Source organism: Vibrio spartinae (assembly GCF_024347135.1).
Lineage (GTDB): Bacteria > Pseudomonadota > Gammaproteobacteria > Enterobacterales > Vibrionaceae > Vibrio > Vibrio spartinae.
On record NZ_AP024907.1, the window covers coordinates 3,886,008 to 3,903,473 of the forward strand.

Consider the following 17,466-nt stretch of genomic DNA (forward strand, 5'->3'; position numbering starts at 1 on the left):
CTAGCCTCCGATCATCACGGTAAAATCGCCCAACACGATACTGCCGCCATGCGCGGTCGAATCACCGATCCGGGCAGCCGGCATCCCACCGATTAAAACCGTCGCTGAACCCGCGACAATCGTATCCGGTGGCCCGACACACACCAGCATGTCACCAATACGTGCAGCCGGCAGACCGCCGATCAGGACCGTTGGACATCCCGGTCCGGTGATTGGCCCACCGACATGAGGCACCGGCGGAATACCGGGGGTCACCATCGGGCATTGATGAAAATCCGTCAATCTTGCTGCAGGTGGCATGGTTTACTCCTTGTGAATCATGTTGTTCTTGAGAATGACGATTGAACAGTGCCATCCGTTAATCAGAACTACCGTTGTTTCGGGCCATTAGTTGATCATGACAATACCGCCTTTCAGCGTCAGCTCTGCGCCTCCCTGAACCTCTGCCGTCGCACTCCCTTTGGCGCTGAATTGCATATCAGCACTGGCATTGACGTTCATCCCGGATACTTTGACATCCCCTGCCGATGCTTCGATAGCAACTCCGGTTTGTCCTTTAATCGTGACATTCTGATCCGCCTGAATGGTAATACTGGCCGGGCTTTTCATCTCTATCCCGGCCGAGGACATCACCAGTGAATTGCTGTTCTGATCCTGAATCGAGATTTTCTGGTCTTGATCACTGAGCGTGATGACATTGTTGTTTTTGGTGGTAATCGTCATGACACTATTCTGGTCATCAAACACAATGCGTAGCTCACTTTTCGTCACAATCGCTTTCTTCGAGTTCTCCGAATCTGGGGACAGCTCGCTGTATGGTTTACGGTTCTCACTGTACACACTGCCCAGAATGACCGGAAAACGCGGATCCTGATTGAGAAAACCGACCATGACTTCATCCCCGATTTCCGGCAAAAAGAACGCGCCAAACCCGCTACTGGCGTAGAAATTCGTCAGGCGCGCCCACAAACCTTTCCCGTTATCATTGAATAACGGTAGCTCGATCAGCACCCGATAAGCATTGTCCGGATCCTGATCGATTTGTTTCACGGTGGCATTGAACAGCCCGTCAATACCCGGCAGCAGACCGGCAGCCGGCGGAGCCATTACGTCATGCTCTTGCACAAACCAGAAAGGGGAAAGCCCGACATCAGCCGTGGTAAACCAGTTCCCGTCGGAATAGTCGTGTTCAACACCAGAAACAAAATGGTCACCGTCAAAACGACTTCCCATACCGTCGAGGGTCAGATAATGACCGACGGAGACGCTGGCATCGCCCTGAAAACGCACTTCTCCGGTAATTTTCGCCAGTTCGCTTTTCAGCATCTGGGCTTTGGCCCACTGAGTCAGGTTATCTTCAGCAACTGCGGCCGTGGTCTGTAACTCAAAGTCCGTCAACCCCATCACGTCCGATAACGTTTTACTACTGAGATTTCCCGGTCCGCTCAGATTATTACCGGCCGACTCAGAGACCAGTTTTTGGTTTTTATAATCCCAGGCCGTAGACTTGACGTTTGCCAGTTGGGTAACCGCATCCAACTGTGCATTGAAGTGGTAGAGATTGTCGCCATAAGTCACGGTGAGAACGGCGCTGGTTTGTGCCGTCGGGGAGAAAACCGAGACTTTGCCACTATCAGTCGATACGACTAGGCTGTTCACCTCAGCCCGGCTCAGCAGAAAATCCCAGTCACTGGTGTAGTATTGAACCAACTCAGGCTGCGTTGCTGATGTGCTGGTCACATCAGCACTCAATCCGCTGTATTGTCCGATCAACGTTGACATTACGTCGCTGTCGGTCTGATTCTGATAGGCTGAACTCTTGCGCCCAACGGTCATCTGAATGGCCTTATCCCGACACTCAACCTGTAATATCGGTCCCCCTCCCGGATTCACATGGAGTGACTGCTTGGTCACAATACCGGAGAAAACTTTGTTATTAGTGCCTTCATAACCGAGGTTAATCACGATCTCAGCTCCGGGGACAAACGTATCCGATGCACTGATCTGAAAGGTTTCTGCAGAAGGGTTACCATCGAGTATTTCTAACGTTGCCCGACCAATGCGGTTCAGATGTTGCTGCACCTGAATACGATGCACCTGATAATCACCGGGGATGGTACTGCCATTGGCTGTGATTTCCATGGTCGCCACCGCACCATTTGATTCACTGCTCATCAGTCACCTCCGCGTTTTAAAGGCGGCACCACGATCTGGCTTCCGGCTGAGAGATGGCGAAATTTATCCAGTTGGTTAAACGCTGCCAGCTGCACATAGAGGTTCGGACGACGATAAACCTGTTGGCTGATTTGCGGTAGGCTGTCGCCATCGACGACTGACACCAAATGCGTCAGATCCGGTGACTGTTTATCTTCTTCCTGCGCAGCGGTAGCCGGGTCGAGGTAAGAAGTAAAATGCAAAGAGATTTTAGCCCGCAGCGCTGTACCATCTGGTTTGAAATAGGTATAGCTGGTATCCATGCCCGTCAAGACACCTTTAAATGACAACCCCTGCCCCCAATAAACCGCAACATAGTTAGGACGGTGAATACTACCCTGATAGTCATAGACAACATTTTTGAGCTGTTTGATTTCCTTCGGCATATTCGTCCGGGAACTATCCACCACACCACTACAGTCAATCACCAGATCGAAACTTAACCGCTCTCCCGGTGTTGAGCGGTATTTCGGTGAGCTTTTCCCGGCATCGGGAGCCTGCTCATCGTTATAATTTACGCCCCGATCAATCTTGAGCGATTCCGGATTCAGCATCACCACGTATTCCCCCGCTTTGCTAGAGAATTTTTCGTCGCTGTAGGCAACTATCCGCATTTTCTTCAATCCACTCATTCATCCGCCTCTGTGTTGTCCGGTTCCTTCATCTGGCTGGCTTCACCGTTCCAATGGCGAGTTGCGGGCGCGGTGGCGCAGCTGCTTCAGACACTCCTGAATGATTTGCTGTTTCAGCGCGTTCAACTGCTGTTCATTCAGGGTGTCCTGTTTCGATTCCGGCTGGCTCTGAATCTCAGTTTTGATGACCAATTCTCGTATTTCTACTGGCATAGATATTCTCCTTAGCTAAATAAACCTATCTGTGATTCCCGGCTGTCATCGATCTCGAAATATTGGTAAGCAAACTCCAGTGTTTCGATAAACACTTCGCCCTCCTGAGATTTCAGATCGCTGGCAGACCACTTCACCGGATAGGCGCAAACAAAACTCCAGCTCATGCTGACATCACCGTTTTCATTCAGTAACTGAACTTTGATGTCTTTGGTTTGAATCGCAGTCGCCAATCCGTTATCCAGCGTATCTTTCACCCAATCAATCAGTGAGGATTCCGCGGAAGTGATCCCCCGTTTTAAAACCAGATTCTGAAACGTAGCGACGGTGGGAAGTCGGTACTTAAATCGATTTTCTCCACCGCATACCACATCTTCCGTACCCAGTTCTTTGCTGAGCCCCGACACTTCCTGAAAGGCAGCATCACTACTGCTCGTTCCGGGAACAGAAACCCGAAAATAAAAACTGGTCTGAAGGGAATCAGTCATCGTGGTGCCATTCCGTATTCATCTCCTCATGAACGCTTTCTTTATGAACCATTCGTGACAATCAATTGCTCATGCGCAATTTCCAGCGTATCGACCGCAACTTCATTGGCATCCGATTTCAAGTCAGTCCCGGTGATTTTGGTCGGCCATGCATTATTCAGTTGCCACTGCATCGTTACCGCACCATTCTCATCAAGCAGTTTGATCAGCACGGTTCGCCGTTTAATGGTGTTCATTTTGATTTCGTCCATCCACTTCCAGAAGTTGTTGTCATTGACAAATACCCCTCGCTTCATGGTGACATTGTTGTATTTCGCGATACCCGGCATTTTAATAGTCGAGAATAACGTGCTGTTACTGTGACGATATTCAATGACCTGTACTTCCTTATCCATCCCGGATACTTCCTGAAATGCGACACCTTTGAGTTCCGAGCCCAAATCAACTTCGAACCGGAATTTCGGCATGGGCCATGTGCTGCCTTCTTTGCTGCCGTCATCTGCCATGATATTTCCCCTTATATTTATTTAGTCCCGATCGGTTCACTGACCGATCGATTCAATCACAAGCATTCAGTCATCAACCGTGTCTGCCGAAGCCGACATCAGTCGTACAAAGACAAAGTGGCTTAGCCAGACTTCGCCATTTCCTGCTCAAAGGTGATCACAATAAATTCTGCCGGACGAACGACCGCAACAAGAACCGTCACTTTTAAAAATCCATTGAGAATATCTTCTGCGGTCATGGTTGAACCTAATCCGCAACTGACCTGAAAAGCATCGGATGCTTTGGCTCCTTGCAGACCGCCTTCTTTCCAGATATTGGTCAGAAAACTACCGATCTCACTTTTCACCGCAGCCCACGTATTGGCAGTATTCGGTTCAAACACATAGGCACGGGCGGCTAATTTGACCGACTGCTCTAAGAACGTCATGGTGCGACGCACGGAAACGTAGCGCCAGTCCTGACTATTGCCATCGAGCGTTCTTGCCCCCCACACCAAAATCCCCTGACCATTGAAAAAGCGAATCGCATTGATGGATTTGCCAGAAACCGCATCCACATTCAGATCTGCCTGCTGAGAATCAGTCAGACGAATCGGCAGATGGGCGGCACCGACAATGCTGGTATTTGCCGGGGCGTGCCAGACACCGTTCTCATTGTCATTGACGGTATAGACGCCTGCCATGCCGCCACTCGGCGGTAATATATTGGCATCGGACAACACATGTTTGATGATTTGACTGTAGGTTTTCGACGCATTCAGCAGTGCTGAATTCAGTTGCGAATGAGTCAGCGGATTGGCTGGCGGCTTCTCAATCATGCCAATAATTTTCTCAACGGCAGCATTCGGTGCAGCCGGTGGATTGAGCAATGCACCGAGCTGTTTGGTATCGCCACCGAACAGATTGGTAAAGTTGATATCGGCATTTTGCATAATCGTCGTGCCGATAAACGGATAGTAAGCAGCGCCAAACTTCAGTCCATTACTGCCGGTATTATTGCGAAATGTTTCGATATCGTTGGTATACATGATCGGATCAGGCGCGTTGCCGCCAATGATGTCAAACAGACAGACTGCGGTTTGCATCTCTTCCGCCTGTAATAACATGTTTTGCATCAAGGTACCGTTATTGTCCACGGAGAGCAGGGTTGCTTCCGGACAGATATACATCGTTGGTTCCTGCTCATTTTTCAGCAATGCCAATCCCCGTTTCAAATCGGCCAACTGGACATTCGGATTCACAATCTGAGTACCGATCTCCCCCGGTTTACCACTGGGTTGACCATAAGTCCCCACTGAAACGATGTAACAGTCTCCGCCACCATTTTGAAAAAACAGGCGAATGCTGTTGTAGAGGTAATAAATGGTATTCGGATCCGGGACAATCGAATAATAGCTCCCGCTAATCATCAGGTAGTCCCCTTTGGCTGGCTGTTCTTTTTGCTCAACCAAATAGTATTCGGGACTGTATTGAGATGACGGGTCGGCCGGTGGTGCAGGATTCGGCTTCATGTAGATCGCTTGAAATTCAGCAAACGATGTGATTTTTTGCGGCCGGTTATAATAAGATTTCCCCTGATATTCAGCGGTCGGGGTATAGCCAATAAACGCAGGTACCGCAGTTGCCACCGGCACCACTGAATTCGGAAATGCATTGACTTCATCAATGTATACTCCCGGTGTTTTTATATTGGAAGTTATCATGTCATGGTTCGCCTTTCGTTCATGTAGTGAAAATGTTTCCGCTCTCCTACGCTGTCGTAACGGCACAGCAATTCTTTATCCGGTAAAGAGAGCACCACCAACATCGGTCGAAACTAAATACTACTGTCGCCTTTGCTGTTAAACCTGTATCCAAAGATACAGTTACTTTGATCAAAACAACCTGTTTTCCTGTCCTGACGGGTTACCTGATGATGACATCCCGAACAACAAACGACTCAAAGATAGACATACATGACTGAAACCAGATCCCCCTCCTCTTGCGCTTGTTCCACGTGAAACTGATCGGTGCCCGGGGTCGGTAAAGCCGACAGAATCGTCCGTTGAATCGATTGACCTGTCTGAGCATCAATCACCTGTTTGTCGATCAGTTTAAATCGTTGTTCCGGTACCTGAGCCAGCGGCAAACGCTGTGAACCGCTACTCATCCGCCACCCCGATTCTCCGGTTGCTGTCTCATAGCGGGTTGGTGCCGGAAACTTGAACTCCCCGGATTCATCAACCACCTGTGGCTGATGCAGTTTCAACTGGCCTTGTTGAACCATTCGATATTCCCAGCGAGAAGTTCGGCTCTGTAATGAAATCGTATAGTGCGCATACTTGGTCAGCGCCTCTGGATAAAACAGGACTTCAGCCACGGCACCATCCGGAGCATGGTCAAAAGGCACATGTCCCATCACAAGACTGACCGAATCCGGCTGTACTTCATGATTTTGATGGTCAGTAACAATATTTTGATGGTCAGTAACAATCTGTCGGTTATCGTAATGCAACAGTCCCTGCCAGTTTGTCGGTAACGCGGTCAGCAGGACAAAGTTGTCCAGCGGCTGGCAGATCCAGAACCGTAACGGCTGGCCGTCGCTCAACAGTGTTAACCCGTCTAAAACGGCAGATCGTCCCGATAGCGCAAATCCATACAACGACCAACAATTGAGGTTGGACCTCAATTGCAACTGAAAACGAGACATCCAGCCACGAGTTTGAGTATCCGGAATCAACCGCGTACCCAGCCACTGAGCTTGGCGGAAATACTGATGTTGAAGTCGCAGCGAGAAAAGCATAAACATCAGGGTTTCGCCTCATTGGCTGTTTGCTGAATACGAGCGACTTCACCTGAAATTTGATCGGCCTGAACCGTCACATGGCGAACCTTATAAATAATTGAAGGCTGATATTTGGCGCCGAGGGCACTCCATAGGTTATGGGTTCGTTCGTAGGGAGAGTTTTCAATTTCAAACTGAAGTTGGTCCAGAGATGACGGCATGTCAGGAAATAATTGCGAGGTCATGGTGGGATGTGCTTGAAAGAAAGCGATTGTTGCCGATAGAAATTTGAGCGCTTCACTATATACATCAAAATGTGCGGTTATCAGGATATCGAGATTAAAGCGGATAGCCGGCTGTACTTGCTGAGCGGTCTTGGTCGAATAATCGGGGCGCGTCCCACCATAAAACTGCTTTGCGGTTTCATGCTCAAGATTGATGAGTGTCAGCACCATTTTATTCTGATTACTGAGAGGTACCGACCCGCCGGATTCCACCAGATGATTCAAAATTGCCGGCTCACCATCAACACCAAATTGATGGCTCAATTGTCGGCTTAAGACCGTCCGGACATAGTTCAATGCTTCATCAATCACTTGAACATCCTTATTCAAGATGGAGAGTTCATCACATAATCATGACGACATGTCCTCCAAGAATGTGCTTCAATAATATGCCGATTGAGGTGAAAACATCTAAGCGTCAGAACACTGAAATCGACGAAGAATCAATGTATCAACTTCATTTATGAAACCTAGCACAGTGCTACGTTTTTTCAAATTTGCGTTCATTTTTTTGCTACAGCACTATCAGCCAATGGAAGCATGTGTTGATTACTTCTACACTCAGGTTCAGAACTTTACAGGCTCTACGTTTCTGGCTGAAACAGATGTCACAACAAAGGAGATACTGATGACAGGCCAACGGCATATAGCGATCGCAGGGGCATCGGGTCTGGTTGGCAATGCACTGTTACGCACCGCACTCGATGATCCGTCAATCGGAGAAGTTCATGTGCTTTGTCGTCGCCCCGTGAAAGTCAGTCACCCAAAACTCTTGGAACATCAGGTCGATTTTCAATTGATTCCTCCCTTGCCAGCAATCGATGAAGTGTATCTGGCAGTCGGAACCACCATGCATCAAGCTGGCAGCCGTGCTGCATTTCGGGCGGTTGATTTGGCGATCAATTTAGCAGTCGCGCAAGCGGCACTTGCTGCCGGCGCCCAACGAATCGGAGTGGTCAGTGCCATGGCGGCCAATCCAAAGTCACGTTTTTTCTACAATCGCGTTAAAGGCGAGCTGGAACAAGCTTTAACCGCGCTGTCCCCTGACGGTTTGGTCATTGCCCGCCCGTCCATGCTTCTGGGAGATCGGCAAACGTTAGGACAATCGGTCCGTCTGAGTGAAACGCTCACAAAATATGTCAGTCAAGCGGTCAGGCCGCTCATTCCACGAGACTATCGCCCGATTGAGGCACAAAAAGTTGCCCGGGCATTGTTAAGTCACGTCCCCACAGCCAGCCAGACTATTATTTTACGTTCCGGTGAGATGCAGATGGCCTGAAATACCGTCCTATTCAGAATGGTAATATGTTGATGACTCTGAAGCTGAAATAAAATGCAATAGAACACCATCAAAATGTGGCAACCAAGTCATATTTAAAGAAAATAGACCTTATAAAATTATATAAATCATAATGTTATTCGTTGATGAAACAATCAATTTTAGATAATATTCTGTTTTCAATAAAATAGGTTGATAATCAACATGACTCAATATAAAGAATATAAAGTGGTTCATATCGTGGAAGGGGGTTGCGGTACAATCTTGCTTGGTTCAAGTGGTTTGCCTGTGCAAAAAATGGAAGCAGATCTGAACATGTATGCCGCCGATGGCTGGCAAGTCGTCTTTCAGGTGATTGAACAAAAACGTTTTATGCTGTTCTGGAAACGTGAAGCGATCCTGCTGACTTTAGGTCGTTGATTTGCTGAAGATGATGTCTCTTCGTTTGATCCGCCTTTACCAACGTAAAGGCGGTTCTAAACAGTTGCTGAATATTGAATGTAACTTCGAACCAACCTGCTCGGAATACACCAAACAATGCATTGAGAAGTACGGTGCGCTCAAAGGGTGGCAACTCGGACTTGCCCGCATCAGACGTTGTAATCAGCCGGATTTGGTCGAAAAAATTTATGACGAGGTGCCCTAATGAGTTCCCTGATGAACTGGCTTGAGCCCCAGGAACAACTCGAAGCCAGAGAAGAACAACTGCGAGAACAGATCAACGCGCTGTCTGATGCCGAAAGAAAAGCCTTTTATCATGAGCAGTCAAAGCTCATCAAAGACCCCGATAATTACGCGGTACTCAACTATTTCTTTCTCGGTGGCGTTCACCATCTGTATCTTGGCAGGTATAAACGGTTTTTCGCGGAGCTGATACTGCTGATTATTGCTATCTTGAGTTTTATTCTCGGTGGTAACGGGCTAGGCATTGTGATTTTGATTGCGTTATGTGGCTACGAACTCCCCCAACTATTCCTCTCCCAGAAAATTGTCCGTCAGTATAACGAAGCGATATCCAGAGAACTCTACGAGCAGATAGCCAATACGCGTTTACCTGATCACAAGTCAAAATGACCAATGAATCGCTGCAACAGATTTGCTCTGGTTCGCAGCTTCATCAACAATAAAAAAGCTTCAAGTCGCTGACTCAAAGCTTTTTTCCAAGAAAGATAGTCAACGAATTACTGGTTTATCACTCGAACACCATAAAGTAGCGGAACGTTGTTAGCACGACAGAGATACGTGTAGATCTGCACTTTCTTATTCTGAGCTTGTGCCGTGAGTAACATCGAAGACCACGTCTGCATCCAAGCATTGATATCTCCGGTATCATAGACCGCCAGCTTCTCGGTTGCGGCACATACCGAGGTGACCGGAGGCTTATCAAAGGTTACCCGAAGCTGAGCTGCACCAGAAAATCTGCCTTCGGAAGCACTCACAGACACATCTTTAACCGTTAATGGCTCCGTCCAAGCGCCGGCAAATGCGGTCGAAGAGAGCAGCAGACCGCCGAGCAATAGTGTTTTTGGTAATTTCATCATAGTTCCTTGCTTTATCATCAGTGGCCACTGTGTCGCATGTCTGCTGGGCCGGTTTTACAAAACTTCATCATGTGTGATGACGGTACGCGCTGGCATACCGTCGAGAGATTCATTCGGGTTAGCATTTTCCATAAGCGGAACAGTAAGGGTGATTTTTATCCAGCCTAAAGATCGGTGGATAAAAACCGAACTGACTGTAAGGGCTGGAAATCAGAGAACCGGGGTTAAAAAGTCCTCCGAGCATGCCACCGCTGACCCCGTCATGCATTCCGTTGGTCACGGTCACTCCCGGCCCGCCGATATTGGTCGCAGGCAGCGCATATACATGAGCACTTGATGCGTATCCGCGACGCACGAGGTTGGTTGAACGCAAAGCTCCAAGGCTATGACCAATCTCGATTCGTCGTCCTTCAGCCTGACGAATAAAGCTCCGCCCAACGGCATCGATTTCCCCTTGGTAGCCAAGGATGGTGTCGTTTATATCCCAGAGCACGCCCCACATGCCATGTTTGTTCCGGGTGGTAAACCCATAAATCTGGACACCTTTGTCATCGATTTTTACCGTATCGCCCGCGACAGATAACCCCAACTCCGAATTCAGTTGCAGTAAGACATTCGCCTCATACAGACTCAGGCCGAGTTTATCCGCATAGTGCTCGACTCGCGTTTTCCAGTAATAGTTTTTCGCCTCCACCACCGCATTCGCAGCAACCTGGCCGAAACTGCCGCCCAGCCCATATAAGGCGAAATTCACCACCGTAGACTGCTCACGGCTTAACGTGGCGGAGGTCACAAAGGAAACCGTCCCTCTGACTGAGCTTAACGGATTGCCAACCCCATAAATTCTTGCGCCGGCATATGAGAACGCGCCAGCACGGAATGCATCACTATATGAGCCGGTATTCCCCAAAGTCGATGCCGCTGCATAACCGGCACATCCGGCCGGGCCGCCGATGACACAGGCCGCAGTCTGTAAGACCGTGTTCAGATACTTGACCTTGGCCACCCCTTTAAAGATTTCTCGGGTGACTTTCTTTATGCCTCGACTAATTGCCTTTCTGATCCTTTTCCAGAAATGTCCCGATGGATCGTAATACTTCATCGGGTTATTCATCACATAGCTATAGCGGTTATAGGACTGACTGTGATCGGGAGCCTGAATATAGGTGTCGGCACTCAGAAAGCGAGCCAGCGTGGCATCGTAGACCCGCGCATTCATATGAATCAGGCCGACTTCTTCGATCTGTTCATGCCCGGTATACCCCCGATTTTGCATCAAGGCCTGCGGGACATTTTGTGAGTCTTGCTGCCATGCGAATGGTCGGACTTTACCCCAGGCATCGTAGTTTCTGCGCTCAACCACATTCCCCCACATATCGGTCACCAGATCGATTGAATGCAGTGCATCGCTGTGGCTATAGCGGATCTGCCGGTCAACCGAGGCCGCATGACCTTCGCCATCGGTTTTAGTGACATCAACATTGAGGGCAACGAGACGGCCAGCCACATAAATAAACTGTTTATGCTGCGTATTACCGTCCGCATTTTCAACGCGTTCATACACTTTGCCCAGATACCAGGTTTTTTCACCTTGCTGATTCTGTTTCAAGTAGCGCTGACGGGCCGGATCGTATTTGAACGCAACCCACTGCTCACCCGAGGTTATCCGCTCAGGTTTGTTGAAGCCGTTCCAGTCTATCTCTCGCCCGCCACCGGAGACCATATTGCCGTTGGCATCATATGCATACGTCTTGTTTCCGGCACGCGTCACCGCGTGCGCATGATCGGGATCGGCATAGAAGTAACGACCAACATCGGATTTATAGGTGATATTACCCTCAGCGTTATACCTGACCGTATAATCCCGATTGAACAACGGATTATCCTGATGTTGATGGTTGGTACCGGTGAGACGATTGGTGGTCAGGCGATCCAACTGGTCATAATAATATTCTTCCCGGATATTATTGATGGCATCATAACGCGACGTGACGTTATCCATCCGGTCATAGGTATAGTGCAGAGATCGAATAGTCTGACTGCCCTGAAGCGTGGTGATATTGAGTAACTGACCGCTATCTTCCTGATAGTCGTACTGGTTGGTCAGACCATTGCCATAGATTTCCGCAGCAATGCGGCCTTCAGCATCAAGATCACTGAGCTTCCAGTAGCTGAGCCTGCCTTGAGCCGGGCTGTCATCTTTCAGTGCCTGTAACAGGAGTGACTCGGTGCCGCTTTCTTCCCCTAAATTCCGGTACCGTTGTGAAACCAGCTTGACCTGTTTCACCAGTTGAACCAGTTGGTTAGCCGCCTGTATGTAGCTGGTTGCTTTGCGATGGGTGTGATCCGCAACATATTCGAGGCGACCGACATCATCAGCCAGTACCGTCAGACGACTGAACATCTCCCGGACGCGCTGGTCGTATAATGGATCGTCTCTATCTAATGTGAAAGTCACCAACCCGCCACGATTGTTGTCAGCATAGTGACCGTAATAAGCAATTTGATTGGCAGCGGTTAAACCAGACTGAACACTTGCCCATTCCGCCAGACTCACTTTACGTAATAGATTGCCCTCCAGCTTGAGGTGGAATTTAGGTTGCTGCACCACGGTAATCGTGACCGGTGGATTGATCAGCACCGTCCGGCTCGGCACTTTAAAATAGCGTTCGCCATTTTCATCATAAAATGCTTCCAGAGCACGACCATGAAGCTCAGCATACATTTGCTGCGCAAACCGCTCATTCTCTGCAACACCATCGGCTGAAATGACATGGTCTTTCAGTGCCTGATATTCTTCTTTGCGGGCCTGATAGAAATGTTGCTGTCTGCTGAGTTCTTTGGCTTTGCGCAGATAATCCCCTGCCCGAGCGAGCGCTTGATCGATCAAGGGCTTAATCACGCGATCATATTCTTCGGCACTAAAGTGGATCTGTGCCTGACTGATATCGCCCCAAATCTCGGTATTAATTCCGGTTTGCGCATCACGCTGATAGTTAAGCGTGAACTGGTTCGGCCGATGCTCAGCAATCAACTGACCAAAGTTGTTATATTCAAACTGACGAGTGAGTGTCTGCTCGTCGGTAATCAGCTCTTCTTTGCTCGCTCTGCCGACAGCATCAACATAAAAATTCTTAATCAGCTCGCCTTTGACTTCACTTTGCAGCAATGCCCCGATCCATTGACGGGTACCGGTTGCCGTTGACACCGTGTCATAATGCCATTGGGTCGTCCGGATCTGTTTTTGTTTGCCTTCAGCCGTCGCTGTGATCGTCTCTTCGTTGCTCTCGGTCATCCGGCCAAGCGCATCATACGTCATTGTCGTCTGCTGGCCTTTAGCATCGGTCTGACGCAACAGGTTGCCAAACCCATCGTAGACATACGTCCGAGTGCCTAAATCCGGATCACTGCGATAGATTTCTTTGCCCTGCGCGTTGTAGCGGGACTCAGTCATATTGCCGGCAGAACTAATCACGAATTTCAACTTCCCATCCGCGTAATATTCCTTGGTGAGACTCCCGCCGGCCGGTTCCAGTTTCTGAATCTCCCAGCCCATCACGTTAAGGTAGGTTGACTCTTTTCTTCCCTTAGCATCAATTTTTGTGGTGACAAATGGCTGGTACTGGTAAGACACCCAACTCAGGTCTTTCCCTGCCGGGCCCGGCTGAGAAACGGTATGGATACGGCCCAACCGATCATAACGGGTATACGTATACTGTGGTACATCACCGGCATAGTAAGGACGGGTGACGGAACTCACCTGCCCCAACGGCGTATACTGATGATTGACCAGTACCCATTTACCGTTCAGAGCTCGGTGCGCATCGCGCACCTTGCGCTGCAACTTGTCGTAAAACGCGACTTGGGTTGCGCGTCCCGGGGTCTCAGAGACCACACAATAAACCGCATCAGACGGTTTGATACCACAGCGGTTATCGGATGCCGGCAGATAGCGATATTGTGTTTTGATAAAGCTGGTCTCAGCCTGTTGCCAAGACTCGGTCCGCCGTCCTAAACCATCAAGATAGACCCGCGACTCAAGTCCGTTCGGATCCCAGTTGGTCATAACACCGAGCAAGCGGTCTCTGACAGTACGGCTTTGATGCCCTAATGGATTGGTGTTGGTTGCTGTCGTCAGATGTTGTGCATACGTCAGGGTATGCTGCGATTGTTGACGAACCTGTGCGCCATTTTGTTGTGCAGCAATCGTCTCTGATGCAACCAAACCGTCGCTGTTATAGCGGTAGGTTTTCGTCACAGCCAGCGCATCACCGGGATCGCGCACTTCCTTCACGACTTTCCCGGTCACCGGATCATAACTAAATTCGGCAACATGGCTGACTCGGCTACCATCGGTATGAATATTGGTCGTCTGTGAGCGGGTCAGTAACCCCAGCAACCAAGAAGCAGCATGATTGCTGAACTGATTTTCAACAATTTTACGGTAAGTATCAGTGGCACCGGTCACTGGGTTAAGCCCCTGTGTCACCGTTGTCGTTTTTCCGATGTTACCATAATCATCAATTTGCTCATGACTGACCGTCGTGGTCATCAGTAGGTTTTTATCCAGATCATAGCTTTTATCCGTCTGTTGTTGGATATAAACCTGATAACTCGAATGACGGGTTACCTGTGGCGTGTTACTCACCAACTGCTGATACTGTTCGTGGGCAATAATCTGAGTGGTGACCGTTTTCTGCTGCATCGCCAGTTTTTGTTGCAGCGCGTCATCAACCGGGGATAAAACCGCCTGTGACCCCTGCGCCAGTTCCGGAACTGCCTCTCGGTTTTCGACCAGATAATATTGATGACTCGGTTGAATGATCGAGATAATTACCGGCCCCGGAATCAGCAATGCCTTATCCGGTTTTTTAGCATAAGTTTTATCTTGGTATTCGATCAATTCATACCGCTGAGCGAGCGCTTCGACTGACTGCTGAATTTGGGCTTGAGATTTTGGTCGCGCCCATCCCTGACGCGTCACCGATTGATGCTGATAGACAGCATCAGATTCATTCAATAGCGTCAGATGACGGAAGTTCCAGAAATTCGTGTCATGACAAGTACGACAGTTTTCATCCAGCGTGTCATCATTGCCTAAAAATTCTCGACGATGCTTCTGGTACTGGCTATAAGGGAAGGCCGTGTAAAACTCGATATATCGGTTGCGGTAGTTTTCTCCATTGACGAATTCGCGTTGTTTCAGCCACTGAAAACCACCCGAGCCTTCGCCTTGGGTATCATAGCTGTATGGCCCATATTGGAACACATAACTCGTGGTCCCACTGCCATTATCACTGTCCAGCCGATAAGCAACCGGATGAGCAAAAGACAGATTCTGTTTGGGTAATACCACGGGAGAAATTGTGCCTCGATCCGTATGTTGCCCGTAAGCACCAAACCATACACGTGATGAATGACCAAGCCCGTTGGTCACTTGAGACAACAGTAAAGCCCGATTGACGAGATTTTCCGCGGTCTTACAGATCAACTCACCCCCTTTATCGTGACAGTAATCGAGTTGACCATCCTGATTCAGATCCTGCCACCAGCGCTGAGTGCTTCCCCAAGTATCAACTTTAAACTGATAGTTCTCTCGATTGATATTGGTACAAAAAACCTGAGAGCCACTGCCCCGACAGAAATCAATCACCCCATCTTGATTCAGATCCTGCCACCAGCGTTTATTGGCATCTCCCCAGTTTCCGTTCCAGTCCGGTCCTCCGACCAAAACCAGATCATTCTTCAGGCCGGAAACTTTGCCGTGAGAGCCATAAGAACAGGTCAGATTCTTCTCCTGACCGGCGTTATTCTTGGTTGCCCGGCACAGATCAGTGGCTCCGTCGCCATTGATATCGACCCACCAGCGTTTATCTTTGTTACCAATATCGGCCAACGAGAACACCCGTACTCGCTCACCTTTCACCTCGCTGGCATTCCATAGCGTGCACTTGACAATATTGCCACTGATGCGACAGAAATCCATACTTCCGTTGCCATCAAGGTCAACCCAATCGATGTCACTCGCTGTATCCCAAACCAGATGATTCAGGCGCACAGTCTCCTGCCATGCATCCGTTGTACTTTCTTGCGCGGTACTTTCTTGGTCTGAGATAATGGCTTGCGCTGCTGCGCTTGCCCGCTTCAGTTGACTACAAACCAAATCATCATCGATGCGACGGCAGAATTCAGGACTGCCGTCGCCATTGGTATCGATCCACCAACGGTTCTCTTTTTTGCCAAGCGGTGGTAACGGATAAGTTTCAGAAGTCTGTTGGCCATTCAGGGAGAATTCCGTACACACCAGCTGATCATTATCATTACGGCAAAATTCACTTTTATTGTTACCATTGAGATCCAACCACCAATGGGCATCACTGTCCCCCCATTTTGTCAGCGGATATGCCATGGTTCTGTTTTCACCGGCAACACTGAAATGACAGTGAAGACCACCGGTGGCGGTTTTACACAGATCAAGCTCACCATCGCCATTCAGGTCAATCCACCATGACCGCGGTTTATTCTTCCAAGACGCGGGAATACTGTTATTCCCCCATTTACCCACAGTGGTACTGACAACCTGCCGGTTAAAATATACCGCCGACTGACTCGGCTTAGGGATGGAATGCCAATTGAATTGCGTCTTGGGTAAACACAAATGATGCTGATCACAATATTGAATCGCACGCACGGTATGCGTATCAATTGAAGAGCTTTGCTCGCCGGTCGTGGCTTGATAGGTGAACTGATAATAATTAGCCAACTGCCCGCTGGTTTTCAGCTCAATCCGGGATAATCGCTCCGCGGACTGAGCAGTTTCGCCATCTTGATTGAACCGAGACAGTTTGAATTGCGGATTGGCCATCGGTTGATAAACAAACACCAGAGCGTAAATATCATAATCAACCCGGGCTATCGTGCCGTGCGTCGTATAACTGTATTTAATTGGATTCTTGCGCGATGGATTGGTCACTTCACTCAGTAACCAAGAACGACTTTGCGGATGATAACGATACGTCATCCGTTCACCGCTCTTACTCTGGGAAGTAAAATAGCTGTCTGACGCGAATGCATCACCGCTCAATGAAACACGCGTAAAATCATCCTGCTGTAAAAAATAGACCGAACCATCTTCACCACGGACACCATCGGCAATAATGAGCCGATTGCCATCCATACAAAAATTATCCTGACTGCTGTTTTCAACCGGACGAAATTGATGATCGGTAAATACCTGACTGCCACAGCGATAAATTGCGGAGAGGCCGGCAATATCAAAACCGACGCCAAATGCTGAATTCGTTGCCCCCTGACTGGAATACTGAATCGCCAACTGTGGCGTATTCCCGCCACGACCTTCCGGCAGTTCAATCGGAATCTGATAAGTCGCCATCCCTTGATGAACACTGAGTTCTCCCGGCAAAGTACCGACTGTTTCAGTGATAGCGGCAGATTGTGCATATGACGCAGACACAAAAAGACCCAGACCTAACAAGAGGCCAATCCGTTTATTCATACTTAACCCACTTAACATTTAATACCGCG

Annotated in this window: 15 protein-coding genes; 4 read left to right on the forward strand and 11 right to left on the reverse strand. The window is 48.9% G+C overall.

The window, feature by feature from the left end; all coding sequences use genetic code 11:
- The 9 genes from OCU60_RS17265 to OCU60_RS17305 form a co-directional block, all read right to left on the reverse strand.
- On the reverse strand, window positions 1-300 hold the full coding sequence (locus OCU60_RS17265) for a PAAR domain-containing protein (RefSeq protein ID WP_059123105.1): 300 nt from the start codon (window positions 298-300) through the stop codon (window positions 1-3).
- Between the two features lie 87 nt (window positions 301-387).
- A complete protein-coding gene (gene vgrG / locus OCU60_RS17270; protein ID WP_074374644.1) occupies window positions 388-2,175 on the reverse strand; it encodes a type VI secretion system tip protein VgrG in 1,788 nt (595 codons plus the stop codon).
- Window positions 2,175-2,846, reverse strand: a complete 672-nt coding sequence (locus OCU60_RS17275; RefSeq protein WP_205410535.1) for a CIS tube protein — start codon at window positions 2,844-2,846, stop codon at window positions 2,175-2,177. Before OCU60_RS17275 ends, vgrG begins: the two co-directional genes overlap by 1 nt.
- A 42-nt stretch (window positions 2,847-2,888) precedes the next feature.
- Window positions 2,889-3,059, reverse strand: coding sequence for a DUF5908 family protein (locus OCU60_RS17280; RefSeq protein ID WP_159439494.1), 171 nt, complete (start codon window positions 3,057-3,059; stop codon window positions 2,889-2,891).
- Between the two features lie 11 nt (window positions 3,060-3,070).
- Window positions 3,071-3,547: a phage tail protein gene (locus OCU60_RS17285; protein ID WP_074374643.1), complete on the reverse strand. Its 477-nt coding sequence runs from the start codon at window positions 3,545-3,547 to the stop codon at window positions 3,071-3,073.
- A gap of 41 nt (window positions 3,548-3,588) precedes the next feature.
- The gene (locus OCU60_RS17290) at window positions 3,589-4,053 is read right to left on the reverse strand and encodes a phage tail protein (RefSeq protein ID WP_059123109.1); all 465 of its coding nucleotides are present in this window, start codon (window positions 4,051-4,053) and stop codon (window positions 3,589-3,591) included.
- 122 nt (window positions 4,054-4,175) lie between these two features.
- Complete coding sequence (locus OCU60_RS17295) at window positions 4,176-5,756, reverse strand: phage tail sheath family protein (protein WP_162841958.1); 1,581 nt, start codon at window positions 5,754-5,756, stop codon at window positions 4,176-4,178.
- Window positions 5,757-5,992: 236 nt separating this feature from the next.
- On the reverse strand, window positions 5,993-6,841 hold the full coding sequence (locus OCU60_RS17300; protein WP_074374642.1) for a hypothetical protein: 849 nt from the start codon (window positions 6,839-6,841) through the stop codon (window positions 5,993-5,995).
- Complete coding sequence (locus OCU60_RS17305) at window positions 6,841-7,431, reverse strand: DUF4255 domain-containing protein (protein ID WP_205410534.1); 591 nt, start codon at window positions 7,429-7,431, stop codon at window positions 6,841-6,843. The genes OCU60_RS17300 and OCU60_RS17305 overlap by 1 nt, the downstream gene beginning before the upstream one ends.
- Window positions 7,432-7,729: 298 nt before the next feature.
- On the opposite strand from OCU60_RS17305, the gene OCU60_RS17310 reads away from it, so the two are divergent.
- The 4 genes from OCU60_RS17310 to OCU60_RS17325 all read left to right on the forward strand — a co-directional run bounded on the left by OCU60_RS17310 (window position 7,730) and on the right by OCU60_RS17325 (window position 9,454).
- Window positions 7,730-8,380, forward strand: coding sequence for an NAD-dependent epimerase/dehydratase family protein (locus OCU60_RS17310; protein WP_074374761.1), 651 nt, complete (start codon window positions 7,730-7,732; stop codon window positions 8,378-8,380).
- Window positions 8,381-8,584: 204 nt separating this feature from the next.
- Entirely contained in the window at window positions 8,585-8,800 is a 216-nt protein-coding gene (locus OCU60_RS17315; protein ID WP_074374640.1) for a DUF4177 domain-containing protein, read from the forward strand.
- Window positions 8,801-8,810: 10 nt separating this feature from the next.
- A complete protein-coding gene (gene yidD / locus OCU60_RS17320) occupies window positions 8,811-9,026 on the forward strand; it encodes a membrane protein insertion efficiency factor YidD (RefSeq protein ID WP_083602751.1) in 216 nt (71 codons plus the stop codon).
- Window positions 9,026-9,454 carry a hypothetical protein gene (locus OCU60_RS17325; RefSeq protein ID WP_235862231.1) on the forward strand — a complete coding sequence of 143 codons (429 nt, stop codon included), beginning with the start codon at window positions 9,026-9,028 and terminating at the stop codon, window positions 9,452-9,454. The genes yidD and OCU60_RS17325 overlap by 1 nt, the downstream gene beginning before the upstream one ends.
- Window positions 9,455-9,561: 107 nt before the next feature.
- Here the strand turns inward: OCU60_RS17325 and OCU60_RS17330 are convergent, their stop codons facing one another.
- The gene (locus OCU60_RS17330; protein ID WP_139302155.1) at window positions 9,562-9,921 is read right to left on the reverse strand and encodes a hypothetical protein; all 360 of its coding nucleotides are present in this window, start codon (window positions 9,919-9,921) and stop codon (window positions 9,562-9,564) included.
- A 118-nt stretch (window positions 9,922-10,039) separates the two neighbouring features.
- The gene (locus OCU60_RS17335; protein ID WP_159439493.1) at window positions 10,040-17,437 is read right to left on the reverse strand and encodes an RHS repeat-associated core domain-containing protein; all 7,398 of its coding nucleotides are present in this window, start codon (window positions 17,435-17,437) and stop codon (window positions 10,040-10,042) included.
- Window positions 17,438-17,466 lie beyond the last annotated feature (29 nt).